This window comes from Paraburkholderia sp. BR10923 (assembly GCF_040948765.1).
GTDB lineage: Bacteria > Pseudomonadota > Gammaproteobacteria > Burkholderiales > Burkholderiaceae > Paraburkholderia > Paraburkholderia youngii.
Genome location: NZ_JBFPKO010000004.1, coordinates 143,764 through 163,005, shown reverse-complemented (window position 1 = coordinate 163,005; position 19,242 = coordinate 143,764). Strand labels below are relative to the sequence as shown.

Below are 19,242 nucleotides of genomic sequence, written 5' to 3'. Positions count from 1 at the left end.
GGCCTTGTTGGGTGAAAACATGGCAATCAATTACGAAAATTGCTACGCCGGCGTGTATGAACCGGGGCAGTTGCATCTGTCGGACTACGTGCGCACGATCGTGCGCGGTTGGCGCACGATCCTCATCGTGACGCTGATCGCGCTCGCGCTCGGTAGCGCGTACGCGTTCCTCACGCCGCCGGTCTATCGTTCGGACGTGCTGTTTCACGTTCAGGACAGGACGGCGAATGCGGCGAACGTCAATGCGAACGGCCGGGATGCGGCATCGCCGCTTCCCGGCGCGTACGATTCGAAGCCGTCGACCGCGGCGCAGATCGAGCTTTTGAAGTCGCGTCTCGTCACCGAGGAAGCGGTCCGCGCGCTGCACCTCGACATCACGGCGAAGCCGCGTTATCTGCCGGTGATCGGCAGCAGGATCGCGGGACTCGTGAACGGGCACTGGTGGTTCCGGCTGCCGTCGTTCATCAACCTGCGCGGATTCGCGTGGGGCAACGAGAGCATCGCGGTGTCGCGTTTCGACGTGTCGAAGGACCTGTATGGCGAGACCTTCACGCTGGTTGCGGGCGCCGGCAACACCTTCATGCTGCGCGATCCGCACGGCAGCGCGATTCTGTCAGGGCGCGTCGGCGAGACCGTGCAGACCGATACCGCGGTCGGGCCGATCACGCTGCACGTCGACACACTGGTCGGCGCGCCGGGCTCGCGTTTCGAACTGACGCGCGCTTCGACGCTCGGCACGGTGGAGCGTCTGGCGAAGACGATGGTCGTGCAGGAGACGGCCGAGGACTCCGGCGTGATCCGCGTGAGCCTCGAAGGCGCCGACCCGGCGCTGACCGCGGCGATCGTCAACAACGTGGCGCGCCAGTTCGTGCGCCAGGATCTGGCGAGCCGTTCGAGCGAGTCCGATCACACGCTCGCGTATCTCGAGCAGCAACTGCCCGCCGCGCGCAAGGCGCTCGACGATGCGGAAGAACGCTACGGCAAGTTCCGCAATACCCATGGCACCGTCGATCTCGGCGAAGAAAGCAAGCTGCTGCTGCAGCAGATCGTCGACAACAAGACGAAGCTGCTCGATCTGCAGCAGCAGCGCGCGGAGCTATTGCAGAAGTTCACGCCGAACCATCCGACGGTCGCCGCGCTCGATGCGCAGATCGCCGCATTGCAGGGCGCGCAGAGCACGATGAACCGCAGCGTCTCGACGATGCCCGACACCGAGCAGACCGCGTTGCGTCTGCAGCGCGACGTGCACGTGAACACCGATCTCTACACGAACCTGCTCAACAGCGTGCAGCGGCTGCGGGTGGCGCAGGCCGGGCAGGTGGGCGGCGTGCGCGTGGTGGACTTCGCCGAAACGCCCGACGATCCGGTGCGGCCGAAGCGGATGCTGGTGATTTTGATGTCGCTCGGCGGCGGCCTCGTGCTCGGCTTGCTGCTGGTGTTCCTGAAGCGCGCGATGCGCGGCGGCGTGGAGCGCCCGGACGAACTCGAGGGGATGCTCGGCGTGCCGGTATTCGCGGTGGTGCCGCGCAGCCAGACGCAATTGCGTCTGCAGGAAAAGGTGTCATTGCGCCAGCGCGGGCAGCATGTGCTCGCGCAGCAGGCGCCCGAGGATCTCGCGGTGGAGGGCGTGCGCAATCTGCGCACGTCGCTGCAGTTGTCGCTCGATCATGCGGCCAACAACGTCGTGATGATCACCGGGTCGCGGCCCGATGCGGGCAAGTCGTTTCTGTCGGTGAATCTGGCGACGCTGGTCGCGTCGGCAAACAAGCGCGTGCTGATCATCGACGGTGACATGCGGCGCGGCGACGTGCATTCGCATTTCGGCGTCAGTCATCGGCCGGGACTGTCCGACGTGCTGTGCGGTGGCGATCTCAACGCGATGATCCAGCGCGACGTACTGCCGGGCCTCGACGTGCTCGCGAAAGGCACGCTGCCCTCGCACCCGGCCGAGCTGCTGATGAGCCGACGCTTCGAGGCGATGCTCGAGTTGCTGAAGCCGCAATACGACGTCGTGATCATCGATACGCCGCCGGTGCTCGCCGTGACCGATTCGACGCTGATCGGCAAATACGCGGCGACGTCGCTGCTGGTCGTGCGGCATGGGCGTCAGCCGCTGCACGAGATCATCGAAACCGCCAAACGCCTGCGTAACGGCGGTGTCGGCCTGCGCGGCGTGCTGCTCACCGACGTGCCGCAGGAAGCCGCGTTCCTAGGCTCGGGGTATCAGGGCGGCTATTACGGCTACGACAGCATCGTCGGTTGACACGGCTGCCCGCGCGGCGCGTCTTTTGGGGAGCGCCGCGCGGGCAGGCGTGATTGGCGGCATGCTCGTGCCGCCATCTCGCGAGATCCCTCGTAATCCTTAGCTCAGTGGTGGCGCAGCAGATCGCGCAATGCGTGCGACTCTTCCGCCGGCGGCTCCACGGTCTGCCACGCCGACGGCGGGATGGTCTGCCACGCCGATTCGTGCGACGCGAGCGAGACGAGGCGCTGCGCGGCCTTGCTGCTCGAATCGATCCGCAACGCTTCGTTGGCGTTGTGCGACGCGCACTCCCAACGTCCGACGTTGCTACAGCCGCGCGCGAGACTCAGCAACGCGTCCCGTTGCTGCTCTAGCGTGCTGACCTGGGCGCGCATGCCGCGCGCGTCGCGATTGTTGGGCTGCGCAGTGATGGCTGCGGCGAGGCGCGCTTTGGTCGCCGACAGATTGCCTCGTTGCAGATAGCCGCGCGCGGCTTTCAGATTGCGCTCGGCGTCGGCGCGCTGTTTGTCGGCCAGCGTGAGCGGCGCGGCCAACGTGTCGGTGTTGCTGCTGGGGTTGGTGTTGATCGACGCGACCGCCGTGCCGCGCGGCGTGGGCGCGGCGACGCCCGCGCCCGATTTCGTGGTTGGCGCTGCGGTGGGTGCGGCCGTGACGACGAGTGGAGACGATGGCACGACGGCCGGCGTAGTCGCAACGACTGACGGTGACGGTCGGGCCGGGACGGGTGCAGTCGCCACGGCTGGCGGTGCCGATCGCGTCACGGTAGACGCGGACGCGACGACGGGCGGTGCTGCGCGAGCTACGGTCGGCGTGGTCGCCACGGCCGGCGGTGCCGATCGCGCTACGGTTAACGCGGACGCGACGACGGGCGGTGCTGCGCGAGCTACGGTCGGCGTGGTCGCCACGACGGGAGGTGACGAGCGCGTCACGGTGGGCGCGGACGCGACGACGGGCGGTGCTGCGCGAGCTACGGTCGGCGTGGTCGCCACGGCCGGCGGTGCCGATCGCGCTACGGTTAGCGCGGACGCGACGACGGGCGGTGCTGCGCGAGCTACGGTGGGCGTGGTCGCCACGGCCGGCGGTGACGAGCGCGTCACGATTGGCGCGGTCGCCACGACGGGCGATGAGGATGGTGCGACGGTCGAGGTGGTGGCCACGACTGGCGGTGACGACCGAGCCAAGGTGGGCGCGGTCGCCACGACGGGCGACGAGGATGGCGCGACGTTCGTCGTGGCCGCCACGGCCGGCGGTGACGATCGCGCTACGGGGGGCGCGGACGCGACGACGGGCGGTGACGAGCGCGCCACGGCAGGCGCGGTCGCCACGACCTGCGGCGCCGATGACGCGACAGGCGCGCTCACGTTCGCCGGTTGCTGCCGCGCGACGATCACGGGACGCGGCGCTTGCGCGACGATCGACGCGGGCGTCGGCGCCGCGGCAACCGACGGTGCCGCATTCCGCGCAACGCTCTGCGCAGGGACTTGCCCAGGCGTGTCCGGATGCACCGTGCCGAAGGCCGTCACTGGCGTGTCGACGCTCGCATCGTCGTCGAGAAGAACGAAGCCGATATACACCGCGCCGAGCGTCGCGAGCGCGGCGGCGGTTAGCGCAAGCGGGTGCCGCCGTCGACGTCCGCCCGGCTCGAACGTGGCCTCGTCGAGCAATTCGTAGGGGCTCATCTTCGTTTGCGCGGAGCGCCGCGAGGCACGGTCCGCGGGCAAGCTCGCGGCCGCTGGCAGCGGGTCGAGTTGCGCGCGCGATGTACTCAGCGCCCGGGATCGCGCGGTGCGCTCGCCGGGCTTGTCGTCCGTATCGAACGAATCGATCGGCAGCGCATGGCATGCGGGACACGGCGAAAAGCGGCCCCGCAGCGGCACGCCGCAGTATGCGCAGTGATGGAAAAATGGCTGGTCGGAAGTCGAGTCGCGCGGCATGGCCGTGTCGCTCCACTGGCGCCGAAGGTCGGCGCCATTAAAAAGAATGAATGCGACGACGCTCGCAGGCGGCGTCGGCCGAACTACTGGACGACGTAACCGCGCGCCTGCATGCACGCGCCGTAGGCGGCCCAATAGCGGGTCATCGGAGGCTCGGGCGCGGGCAGCGGCGGCAGCTTCACGTTCGACGCCGCGTTGGCCTGCATCGAAGCGCCCGCTCCATCCGACGCGCCGGCTGCCGCGCTCGCGCCCAGTGTCGCCGCCGATGCGCTCGGCGGTGCGTTCGCCGCCGCGGTGGCCGGTGCCCCTGGCGCGCTGGCGCCGTTCGCGGCTTCGTTCACGGGCTTCGCCGACGCTGCGCCGCCAGGCGCTTGCGCGCCGGCGAGCGGCGCGCTCGCGGCTTCGGGCGCGCTCGCGTTCCACGGCAGCGGCGTGGCCGAGAAGGAACTGGGGGGAAGCGGGGGTTTCGACGGTACGCCGGTCGACGCACCTTTGGCCGCCGGCGGATGACGCGGCGGAATCTGCGACTCGTGGGCCATGTTGACCCCGGTCACGCGGTTCGCCTCGGCGTAGCACATCGCGTTATCGATGCTGCGCTCGTAAGGGCTCTGACTTCGGATCGGATAGGTGACTGGCCGCCACGCGAACGCGGCAGTGCTCGTCACCAATAGCGTCAGTACGGTATATGTTTTAAATGCCATCGCAGTCACTCCCGCAGCGATGTCTCGCCTTTTGTGTTTGATTTCGTGTCGTGTTCGAGCTTGTTGTCGATGCCTGGCGCTCGTGCTTCTGTCGCGGCCTGCCGATAGGCCGTGGCGTTGCGGTGCTCGTGCCACGGCTCCCCGGAAGGGCACGTCGCGAATGCCGCTTTAACGAGCGTAGCACCGCGGCTTGGCCACGCGATGCATCGAATAGCGCGCGAAAACGCCATCGTGCAGTGCAATCAGGACACAATCGGCGAGGCGGCGTTGAAGATCGGGACAATCCCTGGTCGCCACGAAGGATCGTCAGGAGTCGAAGATGAAGAATCCATCGTATCGCTATCGACCGCTTTGCGCTGCGCTTTGTTTGTCGATGCTGTCGCTCGCCGTGCCGCTCGCGAGCGACGCGAGCGACGCCAACATGAGCGCGGAGACGGCGGGCGAGCGGGCGAGTTTCGCGCAGGCGTTTTGCGACGTGTCGCCCGAGCGCATCGGCGCCTATAAGGAGCGGCTCCGAAAGGTGCTTACCGGAGCGACCGATTTCGATCAGCACTGGGACGCGGGCTGGCATCGCGCCGACGACACCAATAGCCAGATGAACGCACTACGCGAGCGAGACCCGAAGGAATTCGCGGCGCGTATCAAGGTCAATTGCGAACGGCTCAAGTGGATGGCAGGTAACGCGTTGCGCCCGCCTGCGCAGAAGTGAGTCGAACGGGACGAGCCGGTCGGTGTCGCGGGCCGTACGGGCGTTGCGACCTCATGCTCGATCGGACGGGGGTTTTCCCTGGAAATGGCAGATCCGACGGTATCGAGTACGGTGCGCGGCCGCTGTTTGTCTGCGATAGCGCCCTTTCGCCGTGCGGCGACAAGCCGCAAATCTCGCCGCAACTATTTGTTTTTGCTCGGGTTCGCAGCTCAGACGCATGATTGCGCCGGCGCGCCGGCACCGCGCCGGTCGTCCAAAACCTCGCCCGCAGCGCCGCTGCTCCCTACTTCTTGAATTTGTCACTACCCGTCCATATAATTAGCACTCGCTGCACGAGAGTGCTAACAACATCTCCGGTTGGCTCGTCCAGCCGGGTTTTCTCAGCGTTCTTCAGTCTCAATCAGAGAGGAGTATGTATGAACCTTCGTCCTTTGCATGATCGCGTGATCGTCAAGCGTCTGGATCAGGAAACTAAGACCGCGTCGGGCATCGTGATCCCCGAAGCCGCAGCGGAAAAGCCGGATCAAGGTGAAATCCTCGCAGTCGGCCCGGGCAAGCGCGACGACAAGGGCGCAGCGATCGCCCTCGACGTGAAGGTCGGCGACCGCGTCCTGTTCGGCAAGTACGCAGGCCAGACCGTCAAGGTCGACGGCAACGAACTCCTGGTGATGCGCGAAGAAGACATCATGGCCGTGGTGCAGAAGTAAGCGCAAAGTCGCTACTTCCCCGGTTATATCCAAAGTATTCAAGGAGTTAGAAGATGGCAGCTAAAGACGTCGTATTCGGTGATTCCGCCCGTGCCAAGATGGTCGAAGGCGTGAACATTCTCGCCAACGCCGTGAAGGTCACGCTGGGTCCGAAGGGCCGCAACGTGGTCCTCGAGCGCAGCTTCGGCGGCCCGACGGTCACCAAGGACGGTGTGTCGGTCGCAAAAGAGATCGAACTGAAAGACAAGCTCCAGAACATGGGCGCGCAAATGGTCAAGGAAGTCGCTTCCAAGACCAGCGACAACGCAGGCGACGGCACGACGACCGCTACGGTTCTCGCGCAATCGATCGTCCGCGAAGGCATGAAGTACGTCGCATCGGGCATGAACCCGATGGACCTGAAGCGCGGTATCGACAAGGCTGTTGCAGCCGCAATCGAAGAACTGCGCAAGATCAGCAAGCCGTGCACGACCAACAAGGAAATCGCCCAGGTCGGCGCGATCTCGGCGAACAGCGATTCGTCGATCGGCGAGCGCATCGCTGAAGCAATGGACAAGGTCGGCAAGGAAGGCGTCATCACCGTCGAAGACGGCAAGTCGCTGCAAGACGAGCTGGACGTCGTCGAAGGTATGCAATTCGACCGCGGCTACCTGTCGCCTTACTTCATCAACAACCCGGACAAGCAAGTTGCAGTGCTCGACAACCCGTTCGTGCTGCTGCACGACAAGAAGGTTTCGAACATCCGTGATCTGCTGCCGGTTCTGGAACAAGTCGCGAAGGCTGGCCGTCCGCTGCTGATCATCGCTGAAGACGTCGAAGGCGAAGCGCTCGCAACGCTGGTCGTCAACAACATCCGCGGCATCCTGAAGACCGTTGCTGTGAAGGCACCGGGCTTCGGCGATCGTCGTAAGGCAATGCTGGAAGACATCGCGATCCTGACCGGCGGCCAGGTCATCGCAGAAGAAACCGGCCTCACGCTCGAGAAGGCAACGCTGGCTGAACTGGGCCAGGCGAAGCGTATCGAAGTGGGCAAGGAAAACACCACGATCATCGACGGCGCTGGCGAAGCAGCGAACATCGAAGCTCGCGTCAAGCAAGTGCGCAAGCAGATCGAAGAAGCGACCTCGGACTATGACCGTGAAAAGCTGCAAGAACGCGTTGCCAAGCTGGCAGGCGGCGTTGCAGTGATCAAGGTCGGTGCTGCGACCGAAGTCGAAATGAAGGAAAAGAAGGCACGTGTCGAAGACGCACTGCACGCAACGCGCGCAGCTGTGGAAGAAGGCATCGTCGCTGGCGGCGGCGTCGCGCTGATCCGTGCGCGTACAGCGATCGCTGGCCTGAAGGGCGCAAACGCCGATCAGGACGCAGGTATCAAGATCGTTCTGCGTGCAATGGAAGAGCCGCTGCGCCAGATCGTCACCAACGGTGGCGAAGAAGCGAGCGTCGTCGTGGCAGCGGTTGCTGCTGGCAAGGGCAACTACGGCTACAACGCAGCGACCGGCGAGTACGTCGACCTGGTTGACGCAGGTGTCGTGGACCCGACGAAGGTGACGCGCACGGCGCTGCAAAACGCAGCTTCGGTTGCTGGCCTGCTGCTGACGACCGACGCAGCTGTCTGCGAACTGCCGAAGGAAGATGCTCCGATGCCTGGCGGCATGCCCGGCGGCATGGGCGGCATGGGCATGGACATGTAATTCCGCTCGGGCCTCGTGGTCCGGCCGCGTGGTTGAACTGCCGCGCGTCTGGATCACGGACGAGGCCCGCTTGGAAGATCATGTGGGGAGTGCGCCGCGAGGCGTTTCCTCAAACGAAAAAACCCGCTCAGGCGGGTTTTTTCGTTTGGAGCCGGCGTTGATGTGGCGGCCAGCAAGCGCTTCCGGACGCCCTTTGTCCGGATCAGGCGCCCGCGACGTGAGCCGTACGCTGAGCCGATCTTCCGAGACACTTTTCGCGCAGGTAGTGGAAAATCTGCGCGACGCTTTGCGCGGGGCTCAGCGTTCCGGTTTCGACGTGCAGGTCAGGATCGATCGGTGCTTCATAGGGCGCCGATACGCCGGTGAACGAGCTGATCTCGCCAGACCTCGCTTTCGCGTAAAGACCTTTGGGATCGCGGCTTGCGCAGGTGGCGAGCGAGGCGGACACGTAGGTTTCGACGAACTTGTCGGCTCCGATGATCTCGCGCGCCATTGCGCGGTCTTCGCGTAGCGGTGAAATCAGCGCGGTAATCACGATCAAACCCGCATCGTTCATCAACTGGGCGACGTGCGCGACGCGGCGGATGTTTTCGCGCCGGTCGTCGCGCTCGAAGCCCAGGTCGCTCGCCAGACCGTGGCGGATGTTATCGCCGTCGAGCACATAGCAGGCATGACCGAGCGCGATTAGCCGCTCTTCGAGCGCGAACGCCAGTGTGGATTTACCGGCGCCGGACAGGCCGGTCAGCCAGATCGTGGCGGGCGTCTGACCGAATATGCGCATGCGGTCCTGCGCCGCGATCTTGCCGGTGAAGCGTTGCACGAAGATGGGCGGCTCTTTCATGTATAAGTTCTCCTGACTCCTTTCGCTCACTCGCAGTGCCAGCCCTGTCGCCACGTGCCAGCGTTGTGCAGGCGTTCCGTGGAATCCGCGATCGATTACCGATGAATGACCAGGTCAGTGCCGCGCTTCCCCCGGCGCTGCGCCCTTGCCTTGGGCCGGCGGGGTTTCGTCGTCGTCGCTGCTGCGTGCCCAGAAGAAACGATCGGGCATGTACGCCCCCATGCCGGGCCGGAACGCATTGCGCACCGCCTGATACAGATACTCCTGGCTTTCGCGCACCGCTTCCGCGGGCTCCTGGCCGTTGGCGAGCAGCGCGGCGATCGCCGCGCCAAGCGTATCGGTCAGGCCCGTCAGCCGATGGGGCGCACGGTCCCACAAGTCCTGACGCAACTGGCCGTCCTCGCTGAAGAGCGTGTTGACGAGCCGGTGCGTGCCGGTTTCGGTCGACAGAATGTACTCGCAGCCCTGCGACAGCAGATGCGAGATCGCGGCGTCGAGGCTCGGCGCCTCCGCGTCGCCGTCGGGCTGCGCAAGCGCGAGCAGCGTCGACGAGTCGGCGACCAGCAGCGTGGTTTGCGGGGCGAGCAGATCGGCGATCGCTTCGCGCAGTTCGTCGGCGGCGAGCACGTGTTCGTCGTCGAGCGTGAAGTCCGGGGCGAGGATCAGCGGGACATCGTCGTAGTCGGCCACCACTTCCGCGATCGCGCTGACCACCTCGGCGCGCGTGCACGCGCCGACCTTGAAGGCGGCGATCGGCATGTCCTCGAGCAGCATGCGCGCCTGCGTCGCGACGATGTCAGGGTCGAGGCCGGTGACCTCATCGCAGCTCGCCGAGTCGCGAACGGTATAGCCCGTGAGCACGGATACGCCGTGGCAGCCCATGCTGGCAAGTGTCATCAGGTCCGCCTGCAGGCCGGAGCCGCCAGTGGGATCGGAGAGGCCGAAGGTGAGGACAATCGGAGGCGTGTCGCTGGGCATGAAAATGGATAAGAAAAGCAGGATTTCGGCGCACAGTGCGCAATTGGCTCAATTATGCGGCCTAAACCGTTGACAGGGCGTTTTTTCGCGCGGCTTGCCCGAGGGCCCACTCTACCGTGTCGCTGGCGCCCGCCCAACGCGTGGCAAGACGCCGCAAACGGCGCTGGCACGGCGCGCGGGCGCCCCGCCGAAGGCCGGTCCACGCTACGGTTGCGCGTTTTCGATTGCTAGGCATGGGGGCGCCAACACGGTACCATCATGGCTCCCGTTTCCACGGACTCAACGACGCGACAAAAGAATGGAATATCAAAGCTGGATGTGCCTGATTTGCGGCTGGATTTACGACGAAGAGGCCGGCTTGCCCGACGAAGGCATTGCGCCGGGCACGCGCTGGGAAGACGTGCCCATCAACTGGACGTGTCCCGAGTGCGGAGCGCGCAAGGAAGACTTCGAAATGGTCCAGATCTGAAGCACGGCAAGCCCCCGGAAGCTTCGGCCCCAAAACGCTGTCCCGAGGTTCGGTCCCGAACCTGAACCCTGAGCTTCAATCCCGAAAGTGAGCGGTGTCGCCACCGCACAATTGCTGCAATCGCTTGATGCGTCCGGCGCGCCCGGCGCCTGTCTGAGCGCGCTGGCGCGGAACATCGCCGGACGCGTCGTGTCGCAACGGTAGTCTGTCATTGTCCTGTCGCCGGTTCGCGCGGTGGCCGCTCACTCGGCACGCGGCGCGAAGCGACGGCGCCGTCAGCTTCGTGTCGCCTGCCCATGACTCTTCGATCCGCAGCACCCGTTTCCATCGATGCACTGCCGAACCCGCGCGGCGGCGCGGTCCGCCCGGCGGAACTGGCGCTCGCCGAGGCGTCGCTCGCGTTCGAGCAGCGCCACGAGAGCGGTGCCGCGCTGCTGCGTGCGTCGCATGCCTTGCGCACGGCGGGCTGGCTTAGCGCGCAGCGTTTCGCCGACGCGCTGGTGCGGCTCTCGCCGCTCGCGAGCGACGAGTCGGCCGAAGCGCAAAGCGCCCGGCCGGTGTTCGGCGCGGCGCTGCGCGACTTCCGCGCGGCGCTCGAACGTCACAATCTGCGCGAGCTCAGCTGCTCGCCGACGCTGTTCAACCATTACCGCGAGCTGTGCGCGCAACTCGTCGAACCCACGCCGGGCTCCGCCGTCGCGTTCGAAGAGCTCGCGCTGTGCGCGCGGCCGGTACCCCCGGCGTCGCTGCACGCTCAATCGGCCGATCAGCTGGCACATCTGCGGGCGCGCTACGAGCGCGCTCTGCTGCCGGTGCTGCGCTCGCAGGCCGACACGGGTAGCGCGGTGGCGCTTGCGGTCACGAACGCCGCGCTCGACGAGCTCGACGCCGTGTTCACCGAACTCGCCGGCCCCGATCCCTACGACTTCTGGCGGCTCGCGCGCGCCTGCTCGAAGGCGCTGCGCGCGCGCGGCCACGCAATTCGTGATATCGAGGCACGGCGCTTTTACGCGCGCTGCAACCTGGCGCTCGCCGATCACGCCCGCGGCATCGAGCGCGCGCCCCGTTCGCTGGTGCGCGCGACGCTCGCGCTGCTGTGGCGCGACTTCGCGCTGTTCGGCGCGGCCGCCCAGGACGCCGACCAGGTCGAGGTGCTGCACGATTACGGCTTGACCGTCGACTGGCACGTCGCCGGCACGCAGTCGTCGGAAGCGCTGTGGGAGGCGCGCGCGCTCGAGGCGCAGTCGCTGCCGCACACGCGCGATCTCGGCGTGCTGAGTGTCAACGCGAACGCGTACGAAGATTTCCTGCAGACCGCCGAAGCGTCGATCGAGGCGCTCGCCGCGCATGCCCGCGCGGCCGATCAGCCAGAGAAAGCCGACCCGAGCGAAGCACTGCAGGCGGGCGACGCCGCCTACCGGCTCGGCTCGGCCGCCTGCGCGCTCGGCCTCGGTCACGTCGCGCTGCTCGCCGATGCGCTCGGGCTCGCATGGCGGCGTCGTGCGCATGCGGCCGTCGCGACGCCGGCGGTGCGCGTACACGTGATCGTCGGCGCGCCGGCGGCCGACACGCTCGAGCAGGCCGCCGAGGCGTTGCGCGCGTCGCTGCACAAGGTCGCCGCGGGCGTTGGGCCGGCCGGCGGCAGCTTCACGCAGGCGGCGCTCACCGCGCTCACGCGCGCGATCGAGCAGGGCGGCGCGTGAAGCGCAAGCCAGGCCGAACCGAACGCGCGACGTGGCGCGCGAATTGCGTCCGCAACGCCTCGACCGACGCGCGCCGAATCCGCTGAAACCCATTTTGACGAGTCACAATCCCGCTACTTCGCGACACGCGCCGAACCTGCCGTTCTACGCGGTGTTTCGGCGCCTGATCGCGGCATGGCGCGAGTCGTGCGCGTGATAGAGTGGAACTTGATCCGGCGTCGCTGACGCCGCACGTAGCGTGCAACCCAACGCGTTGCAATGCTCAAAGCAGCCCGCCATCGCGCATCGTCTTTGCTAAAATCCGAACTATGTCCAAGAGTACCGATCGCATCAATCTGACCAACCAGTTCCTGATCGCCATGCCGAACATGGCCGATCCGACGTTTTCAGGAACGGTGGTCTACCTTTGCGATCACAGTGAGCGCGGCGCGCTCGGCCTCGTGATCAACCGGCCGACCGATATCGACCTGGAAGCGCTCTTCAATCGCATCGATCTGAAGCTCGAGATCGAACCTCTTCTCCATGTTCCCGTGTATTTCGGCGGCCCGGTGCAAACCGAGCGCGGCTTCGTGCTGCACGATCCGAAAGGCGGCAGCGCGTACACGTCGTCGATGTCGGTGCCGGGCGGGCTCGAAATGACCACCTCGAAAGACGTGCTCGAGGCCGTCGCGAGCGGCAACGGTCCGGAGCGTTTCCTGCTGACGCTCGGCCACGCCGGCTGGGGCGCCGGTCAGCTCGAAGACGAAATCTCGAAGAACGGCTGGCTGACGGTCGAGGCCGATCCGAAGATCGTCTTCGACGTGCCGGCCGAAGATCGTCTCGAAGCGGCGCTCGCGCTGCTCGGCGTGTCGCTGTCGATGCTGTCGGGCGAGGCCGGGCACGCATGAGGGGCCGCGCATGAATCTGCCGGCCGGACGTGAGGCGACGCTGCTTGCGTTCGACTACGGCGTGAAACGCATCGGCGTGGCGGTCGGCAATTCGCTGACGCGCCGCGCGCGGCCGCTCGTCGTCGTGCAGAACCGTAGCAAGGAGTACCGTTTCGAAGCGCTCGGCAAGCTGATCGCCGAATGGAAGCCCGATGCGCTGGTGGTCGGTTTGCCGATGCACCCCGACGGCACGCCGCACGAACGCACCCAACTCGCGAAGCGCTTTGGCAACCAGCTGAACGGCCGCTTCAATCTGCCGGTCACGTGGGTCGACGAGCGCTACTCGTCGGTCGAGGCCGAGGCGCAAATCCGTGCGGGCAACGCCCGCGCCGACATGCTCGATGCCGAAGCCGCGAGCATCATCCTCCAGCAATATCTTGACGGACTTTCCGACGATCATGAGTTCCATTGACGCCGAAGCGCTGTATCGCGCGTTGCTCGACCAGATTCGCGCGGCCTATGGCGACCAGCTCGCCGCAGCGCACGACGGCGCCCAGGCGGCGGTGCTCGCGGGTATCCATAGCGGCGGCGCATGGCTCGCCGAGCGGCTCGCGCGCGACCTGAACCTGCCGAGCTTCGGCGTGGTGAACGTCGCGCTGCATCGCGACGACTACGCGAAGAAAGGGCTGCACGCGCAGGCGAGCCCGACCTCGCTGCCGTTCGCCGTCGATGGCAGTCGCATCGTGCTGGTCGACGACGTGCTGTACACCGGCCGCACGATTCGCGCGGCGGTGAACGAGCTGTATGACTATGGCCGGCCGGCGTCGGTCGAACTCGCGGTGCTCGCCGATCGCGGCGGACGCGAGTTGCCGGTGGCGGCGCGCTTCGTCGGCGGCGTGGTCGACGTGCCGGCCGACACGACGCTCGTGCTGGCCCACGAAGACGACGGCGCGGGCGGCCAGCGGTTCTCTTTTCACACTGAAGCACGCGTTGATTGAATCTTGCGCGAGCAACGCGCCGCGTTCTCGATCACGTTGCAGTCCGTATTTGAAGCAGGTACATCATGAACACCGCCACCCAGGCTCCGCAAGATTCCTCCGCTAGCGCATCCGAGCGCTTCCGCTACGGCTTCCTGAAGGGCAACCCGCAGCTCACGAAAAACGGCGAGCTCAAACATTTGTTGTCGATCGAGGGGTTGCCCAAAGCCATCGTCAATCACATTCTCGAGACCGCCGACCAGTTCGTCAGCGTGACCGATCGTGAAGTGAAGAAGGTGCCGCTGCTGCGCGGCAAGTCGGTGTTCAACCTGTTCTTCGAGAACTCGACGCGCACGCGTACCACGTTCGAGATCGCGGCCACGCGGCTGTCGGCCGACGTGCTGAATCTGAACATCAACGCGTCATCGACCAGCAAGGGCGAATCGCTGCTCGACACGATCAACAACCTGTCGGCGATGCACGCGGATCTGTTCGTCGTGCGTCATGCGTCGAGCGGCGCGCCATTCCTGATCGCGCAGCACTGCGCGCCGCACGTGCACGTGATCAACGCCGGCGACGGCCGCCACGCGCACCCGACGCAGGGCCTGCTCGACATGTACACGATCCGCCACTACAAGAAAGACTTCACGCAGTTGCGCGTGGCGATCGTCGGCGACATCCTGCACTCGCGCGTCGCGCGCTCGGACATTCATGCGCTGACCACGCTCGGCGTGCCCGAAGTGCGCGCGATCGGTCCGCGCACGCTGCTGCCGGGCGGCCTCGAACAGATGGGCGTGCGCGTGTTCCACAACCTCGACGAAGGGCTGAAGGACGTCGACGTCATCATCATGCTGCGCCTGCAGAACGAACGCATGAGCGGCGCGTTGCTGCCGTCGTCGCAGGAGTACTTCAAGAGCTGGGGGCTGACGCCCGAGCGTCTCGCGCTCGCCGCCCCGGATGCGATCGTGATGCACCCCGGCCCGATGAACCGCGGCGTCGAGATCGACTCGCAGGTCGCGGACGGCCCGCAATCGGTGATCCTGAATCAGGTGACGTTCGGCATCGCGGTGCGCATGGCGGTGATGGGGATCGTCGCGGGCAATAACGATTAAGCAGCGACTCATCAGGAAGCCGAAGCACAGGCTGAACCACAGGTTTAACAAAGGCAGCGCATGAAGATTCATATTCAAGGCGGCACGCTGATCGATCCGGCAGCGGGCACCGAACAGCAGCAGGATATTTTTATCGAGGTGGGCAAGATCGCCGCTCTCGGCCAGGCGCCAGCCGGCTTCCAGGCGGAGCGCACGCTCAACGCCCACGGTCTGTCGATCGCGCCGGGTCTCGTCGACCTGTGCGCGCGTTTGCGCGAGCCGGGCTACGAGCACAAGGCGACGCTCGGCTCGGAAATGGCCGCGGCGCTCGCGGGCGGCGTGACGAGCCTCGTATGTCCGCCGGACACCGATCCGACGCTCGACGAACCGGGCCTCGTCGAAATGCTGAAGTTCCGCGCGCGCAATCTGAACAAGGCGCACGTGTATCCGCTCGGCGCGCTGACGGTCGGTCTGAAGGGGCAGGTGATCACCGAGATGGTCCAGCTGACCGAGGCGGGCTGCGTCGGCTTCTCGCAGGCCGATACGCCGATCGTCGATACCCAGGTGCTGATGCGCGCGCTGCAATACGCGAAGACCTATGGCTTCACCGTGTGGCTGCGTCCCGTCGATGCGTACCTCGGCAAGGGCGGCGTCGCCGCGAGCGGCGCGCTGGCGTCGCGGCTCGGTTTGTCGGGCGTGCCGGTGTCGGCCGAAACGATCGCGCTGCATACGATCTTCGAACTCGTGCGCGTGACCGGCGCGCGCGTGCATGTGTCGCATGTGTCGTCGGCGGCGGGCGTCGCGCTCGTGCGCGCGGCAAAGGCCGAAGGCCTGCCGGTGTCGTGCGACGTCACCGTGAACCACGTGCATCTGATCGACCTCGACATCGGCTATTTCGACGCGCAGTTCCGGCTCGATCCGCCGCTGCGTCAGCAGCGCGATCGCGAAGCGATCCGCGCAGGCCTCGTCGACGGCACGATCGACGCGATCTGCTCGGCGCACACGCCGGTCGACGACGACGAAAAGCTGCTGCCGTTCGCCGAAGCGACGCCGGGCGCAACCGGCCTCGAACTGTTCCTGTCGCTGACGGTCAAGTGGGCCGACGAAGCGGGCGTGCCGCTCGCGAGCGCGCTCAATCGCATCACCGCGGCGCCGGCGCAGGTGCTCGGCCTCGAAGCGGCTGGCCGCATCGCGGTCGGCGCGGTAGCCGACCTCTGCGTGTTCGACCGTCATGCTCACTGGCGCGTCGAGCCGCGCGCGCTGAAGAGCCAGGGTCACAACACGCCGTTCCTCGGCTACGAGCTGCCGGCGCAGGTGCGCGCGACCGTCGTGTCGGGTCAGCTCGCGTACGAGCAGCGCTGAGCGGCATCGTCTCGGTCCAGTCAAGGAAGGCCCCGCCCATGAAGCTCGCGTTACGCAAGATCCGTCTCATCACGCATCTGCTGCACGGCATGTGGACCGTCGCGACGCGCTTTCCGAACGCGAGCGCCGAGCGGCGTCACGCGCTCAATCGCGCGTGGTCGCTGAAGATGCTGCGGCTGTGCGGCATGCGCCTTGTCGTGCATAACGATGCGGTGCGGCTCGATCGTGGCGCGCTCGTCGTCGCCAATCACATCTCGTGGATCGACATCTACGTGATCAACGCGTGGCGGCCGACGCCGTTCGTGTCGAAGGCGGAGATCCGGCAATGGCCGGTGGTCGGCTGGCTCGCGCAGCAGCTCGACACGGTGTTCATCCAGCGCGAGAAGCGCAGCGACGCGAAGCGGATCATGCACGAACTCGCCGATCGCCTCAGTGCGGGTGAACTGATGTGCGTGTTCCCCGAAGGCACGACGTCGAACGGGCTCGAGTTGCTGCCGTTTCACGCGAACATGTTTCAGGCGGCGGTGTCGGCCGGTGTGCCGGTGCAGCCGCTGTGCATCATGTACGAGGATGCGCAAGGCCGGCAGTCGACCGCACCCGCGTATATCGACGATGTCTCGTTGTCCGACTCGCTCGATATGCTGTTGCGTGGCGGTCCGCTAACCGCTCACGTCTATGTCGGCGCACCGCTCGCGCCGAACGCCGACCGGCGGGTGCTCGCGGCGCAGGCTCAGCACGTGGTGGCGAACGCGTTGCGGGACATGCAGGCCGGCAACGCAGTGGCGGGGACGGTCGCGCAAGAAGGCGACGTGGTAGCTGCCGCGTCGTCGAGCGACGCCGCCGAGACGCCGGAAACGCTGATCGAGCCCGTCGATCAGCCGCGCCGCTCGGCCTGAGCGGCGGCGCTGCCGGGCAGCGTCGCCGGCTTCTGTTTAATTGCCCCCGCGCGGCACACCGCACGAATCGCAATCGACCTGCGTCAACGTACGCTCCGCAGGATTTCGCGCGAGCCGTACCGCCGACAGCTTCTGCCCCCACACGCAACCCGAGTCGAGGCCGATCAGGTTGTCGCGCAGCATCAGGCCGAGCGCGGCCCAATGACCGAACACGACGGTCACGTCGGCGGTCTGGCGCGACGGCACGTCGAACCATGGCATGCAACCGCTCGGCGTGGATGCGAGCGTGCCGCTGCTGCTGAAATCCATCACCCCATCGGCGCTGCAAAAGCGCATGCGCGTCAACGCGCTGCACGTAACGCGCAGACGCTCGATTCCCTTCAGGCCCGGCTTCCAGCGGTTCGGCTCGTTGCCGTACAGGCCGGCAAGCGTTTCTTTCCAGTTCGGCGCACGCAGCGCGCGCTGCAATTCGTCGGCGAGTTCCAGCGTCAGCGTCGTATCCCATTGCGGCAGCACGCCCGCGTGCACCATCAGCATGCCGTTGTCGAAATGCGCGAGCGGCCGGTGGCGAATCCACTCGAGCAGATCGGCGGCATCGGGCGCGGCGAGGATGTCTTCGATCGTGTCGCCTTTCTTCGACTTGCGAATCCCCGCGGACACCGACAGCAGATGCAGATCGTGATTGCCGAGCACCGGCACCGCGCGCTCGCCGAACGCGATGACGTCCCGCAAAGTGTCGAGCGAGTCGGGGCCGCGGTTGATCAGATCGCCGGCGAACCACAGCGGTGTGCCGTCCGGAGGCGCGGCTTTGGCGAGCAGTTGCTGAAACGGCGCACGGCAGCCTTGCAGATCGCCGAATGCAAGAGGAACGAGGGGAGCGGACGTACTGGAAGCGTTGTGGGGTGTCATCGAGAAAATCGGATCGATTCGATACGCGCGCTGTTGCACGACGCGTGCCACGCTGGGCAGAGCAGCAAGCTAGCGTGACATAATAGCCCGTTTGCGGTTCGGATATCGCGCTATGGACCGCGCGCTATTCCAATACAACAACAGGATGACTCTCTCGTGAACGAAGCCAGCATGTCGTCTCCCGCCGCGAAGCAATCATTTCGCGCGCTCGTCACCGGTGCGAACGGTTTTACCGGCCGCTATCTGGTCGAGAAGCTGATCGGGCGTGGGTACACCCTGATCGAAGCGGTGTCCGGCCGCGACGAGCCCGACACGCCGACACGCGTCAAGCTCGATATCACCTCACCGGAAGACTGCCGGCGCGTGCTCGACGCCGTGCGGCCCGATTACATCGTGCATCTGGCCGCGATCAGCTTCGTGGGACACAACGATCCGCTCGACTTTTATCGCGTCAACGTGATCGGCACGCTGAACCTGCTGGAAGCCTGCGCCGCGATCGGCCACGTGCCGCGCAAGCTGCTGATCGCAAGCAGCGCGAACGTGTATGGCAACGTCAGCAGCGCCGCGATCGACGAGAGCTTTGCGCTGACGCCGGTCAATCATTACGCGGCCAGCAAGGCGGCAATGGAAGCGCTGGTGCGCACATGGTTCGACCGTCTGCCGATCCTGATCGTGCGGCCGTTCAACTACACCGGCCGCGGCCAGGCGGTGAACTTCCTCGTGCCGAAGATCGTCAGCCACTTCGCACGTCGCGCGGCGTCGATCGAACTCGGCAATATCGACATCGCGCGCGACTTCTCCGACGTGCGCTATGTGGCGAGTGCGTATGAGGCGTTGCTCGACTCCGATGTCGCCGCCGAGATCGTCAACGTCTGCACCGGCAAGCCGTATTCGTTGCGTGAGATCCTGACGACCGCGAGCGAACTCACCGGTCACGACATCGAAGTCCAGGTCAATCCCGCCTTTGTCCGGCAAACGGACGTCAAGATGCTTGCCGGATCGCCCGCCAAATTGCAGTCGCTGGTGCCGGCGGTCGAGTCGATCCCGTTCATCGATACGCTGCGATGGATGCTCGCGGCCTGAGCGCGTTCGCGCGAGCAATCTTCTGATGGTCTGCATTCGCGGCCTTTCGCGGCGCTTTT

At 66.0% G+C, this 19,242-nt stretch carries 19 protein-coding genes; 14 read left to right on the top strand and 5 right to left on the bottom strand.

Annotation, left to right across the window (positions count from 1 at the left end):
* Positions 1-19: 19 nt before the first annotated feature.
* Positions 20-2,263, top strand: a complete 2,244-nt coding sequence (locus AB3X94_RS09260; protein ID WP_368611361.1) for a polysaccharide biosynthesis tyrosine autokinase — start codon at positions 20-22, stop codon at positions 2,261-2,263.
* A gap of 104 nt (positions 2,264-2,367) precedes the next feature.
* Here the strand turns inward: AB3X94_RS09260 and AB3X94_RS09255 are convergent, their stop codons facing one another.
* Complete coding sequence (locus AB3X94_RS09255; protein ID WP_368611360.1) at positions 2,368-2,937, bottom strand: hypothetical protein; 570 nt, start codon at positions 2,935-2,937, stop codon at positions 2,368-2,370.
* On the opposite strand from AB3X94_RS09255, the gene AB3X94_RS09250 reads away from it, so the two are divergent.
* Entirely contained in the window at positions 2,912-3,934 is a 1,023-nt protein-coding gene (locus AB3X94_RS09250; RefSeq protein WP_368611359.1) for a hypothetical protein, read from the top strand. The genes AB3X94_RS09255 and AB3X94_RS09250 overlap by 26 nt on opposite strands.
* A 346-nt stretch (positions 3,935-4,280) precedes the next feature.
* Here AB3X94_RS09250 and AB3X94_RS09245 read toward each other — a convergent pair whose 3' ends face one another.
* Positions 4,281-4,898 carry a hypothetical protein gene (locus tag AB3X94_RS09245; protein WP_368611358.1) on the bottom strand — a complete coding sequence of 206 codons (618 nt, stop codon included), beginning with the start codon at positions 4,896-4,898 and terminating at the stop codon, positions 4,281-4,283.
* Between the two features lie 319 nt (positions 4,899-5,217).
* Here AB3X94_RS09245 and AB3X94_RS09240 point away from each other — a divergent pair, with 319 nt between their 5' ends.
* The 3 genes from AB3X94_RS09240 to groL all read left to right on the top strand — a co-directional run bounded on the left by AB3X94_RS09240 (position 5,218) and on the right by groL (position 8,008).
* Entirely contained in the window at positions 5,218-5,607 is a 390-nt protein-coding gene (locus AB3X94_RS09240; RefSeq protein WP_368611357.1) for a hypothetical protein, read from the top strand.
* A gap of 416 nt (positions 5,608-6,023) precedes the next feature.
* Positions 6,024-6,314, top strand: a complete 291-nt coding sequence (gene groES, locus AB3X94_RS09235) for a co-chaperone GroES (RefSeq protein WP_008923887.1) — start codon at positions 6,024-6,026, stop codon at positions 6,312-6,314.
* A 53-nt stretch (positions 6,315-6,367) separates the two neighbouring features.
* Positions 6,368-8,008, top strand: coding sequence for a chaperonin GroEL (gene groL / locus AB3X94_RS09230; protein ID WP_013088588.1), 1,641 nt, complete (start codon positions 6,368-6,370; stop codon positions 8,006-8,008).
* Positions 8,009-8,210: 202 nt separating this feature from the next.
* Here groL and cysC read toward each other — a convergent pair whose 3' ends face one another.
* Together cysC and AB3X94_RS09220 are read right to left on the bottom strand one after the other, a co-directional pair.
* On the bottom strand, positions 8,211-8,849 hold the full coding sequence (gene cysC / locus AB3X94_RS09225) for an adenylyl-sulfate kinase (RefSeq protein WP_368611356.1): 639 nt from the start codon (positions 8,847-8,849) through the stop codon (positions 8,211-8,213).
* Positions 8,850-8,963: 114 nt separating this feature from the next.
* Positions 8,964-9,827 (bottom strand): hydroxymethylpyrimidine/phosphomethylpyrimidine kinase, encoded by an 864-nt coding sequence (locus AB3X94_RS09220; RefSeq protein WP_176122572.1) that lies wholly within the window; start codon positions 9,825-9,827, stop codon positions 8,964-8,966.
* 298 nt (positions 9,828-10,125) lie between these two features.
* On the opposite strand from AB3X94_RS09220, the gene AB3X94_RS09215 reads away from it, so the two are divergent.
* The 8 genes from AB3X94_RS09215 to AB3X94_RS09180 all read left to right on the top strand — a co-directional run bounded on the left by AB3X94_RS09215 (position 10,126) and on the right by AB3X94_RS09180 (position 17,191).
* Positions 10,126-10,296: a rubredoxin gene (locus AB3X94_RS09215; protein ID WP_006047743.1), complete on the top strand. Its 171-nt coding sequence runs from the start codon at positions 10,126-10,128 to the stop codon at positions 10,294-10,296.
* Positions 10,297-10,592: 296 nt separating this feature from the next.
* On the top strand, positions 10,593-11,999 hold the full coding sequence (locus tag AB3X94_RS09210; protein WP_368611355.1) for a hypothetical protein: 1,407 nt from the start codon (positions 10,593-10,595) through the stop codon (positions 11,997-11,999).
* Positions 12,000-12,307: 308 nt separating this feature from the next.
* On the top strand, positions 12,308-12,886 hold the full coding sequence (locus AB3X94_RS09205; RefSeq protein WP_013088593.1) for a YqgE/AlgH family protein: 579 nt from the start codon (positions 12,308-12,310) through the stop codon (positions 12,884-12,886).
* 10 nt (positions 12,887-12,896) lie between these two features.
* Positions 12,897-13,337 (top strand): Holliday junction resolvase RuvX, encoded by a 441-nt coding sequence (gene ruvX, locus AB3X94_RS09200; RefSeq protein ID WP_368611354.1) that lies wholly within the window; start codon positions 12,897-12,899, stop codon positions 13,335-13,337.
* Positions 13,324-13,863, top strand: a complete 540-nt coding sequence (pyrR, locus tag AB3X94_RS09195) for a bifunctional pyr operon transcriptional regulator/uracil phosphoribosyltransferase PyrR (protein ID WP_368611353.1) — start codon at positions 13,324-13,326, stop codon at positions 13,861-13,863. The genes ruvX and pyrR overlap by 14 nt, the downstream gene beginning before the upstream one ends.
* 65 nt (positions 13,864-13,928) lie before the next feature.
* Positions 13,929-14,954, top strand: a complete 1,026-nt coding sequence (locus AB3X94_RS09190) for an aspartate carbamoyltransferase catalytic subunit (RefSeq protein WP_368611352.1) — start codon at positions 13,929-13,931, stop codon at positions 14,952-14,954.
* A 60-nt stretch (positions 14,955-15,014) separates the two neighbouring features.
* On the top strand, positions 15,015-16,295 hold the full coding sequence (locus AB3X94_RS09185; RefSeq protein WP_368611351.1) for a dihydroorotase: 1,281 nt from the start codon (positions 15,015-15,017) through the stop codon (positions 16,293-16,295).
* Positions 16,296-16,333: 38 nt separating this feature from the next.
* Entirely contained in the window at positions 16,334-17,191 is an 858-nt protein-coding gene (locus AB3X94_RS09180) for a lysophospholipid acyltransferase family protein (RefSeq protein ID WP_368611350.1), read from the top strand.
* Positions 17,192-17,227: 36 nt separating this feature from the next.
* Here the strand turns inward: AB3X94_RS09180 and AB3X94_RS09175 are convergent, their stop codons facing one another.
* Positions 17,228-18,100, bottom strand: a complete 873-nt coding sequence (locus tag AB3X94_RS09175) for a symmetrical bis(5'-nucleosyl)-tetraphosphatase (RefSeq protein WP_176122579.1) — start codon at positions 18,098-18,100, stop codon at positions 17,228-17,230.
* 171 nt (positions 18,101-18,271) lie between these two features.
* On the opposite strand from AB3X94_RS09175, the gene AB3X94_RS09170 reads away from it, so the two are divergent.
* Complete coding sequence (locus tag AB3X94_RS09170) at positions 18,272-19,183, top strand: GDP-mannose 4,6-dehydratase (RefSeq protein WP_368611484.1); 912 nt, start codon at positions 18,272-18,274, stop codon at positions 19,181-19,183.
* The last annotated feature ends 59 nt before the right edge of the window (positions 19,184-19,242 follow it).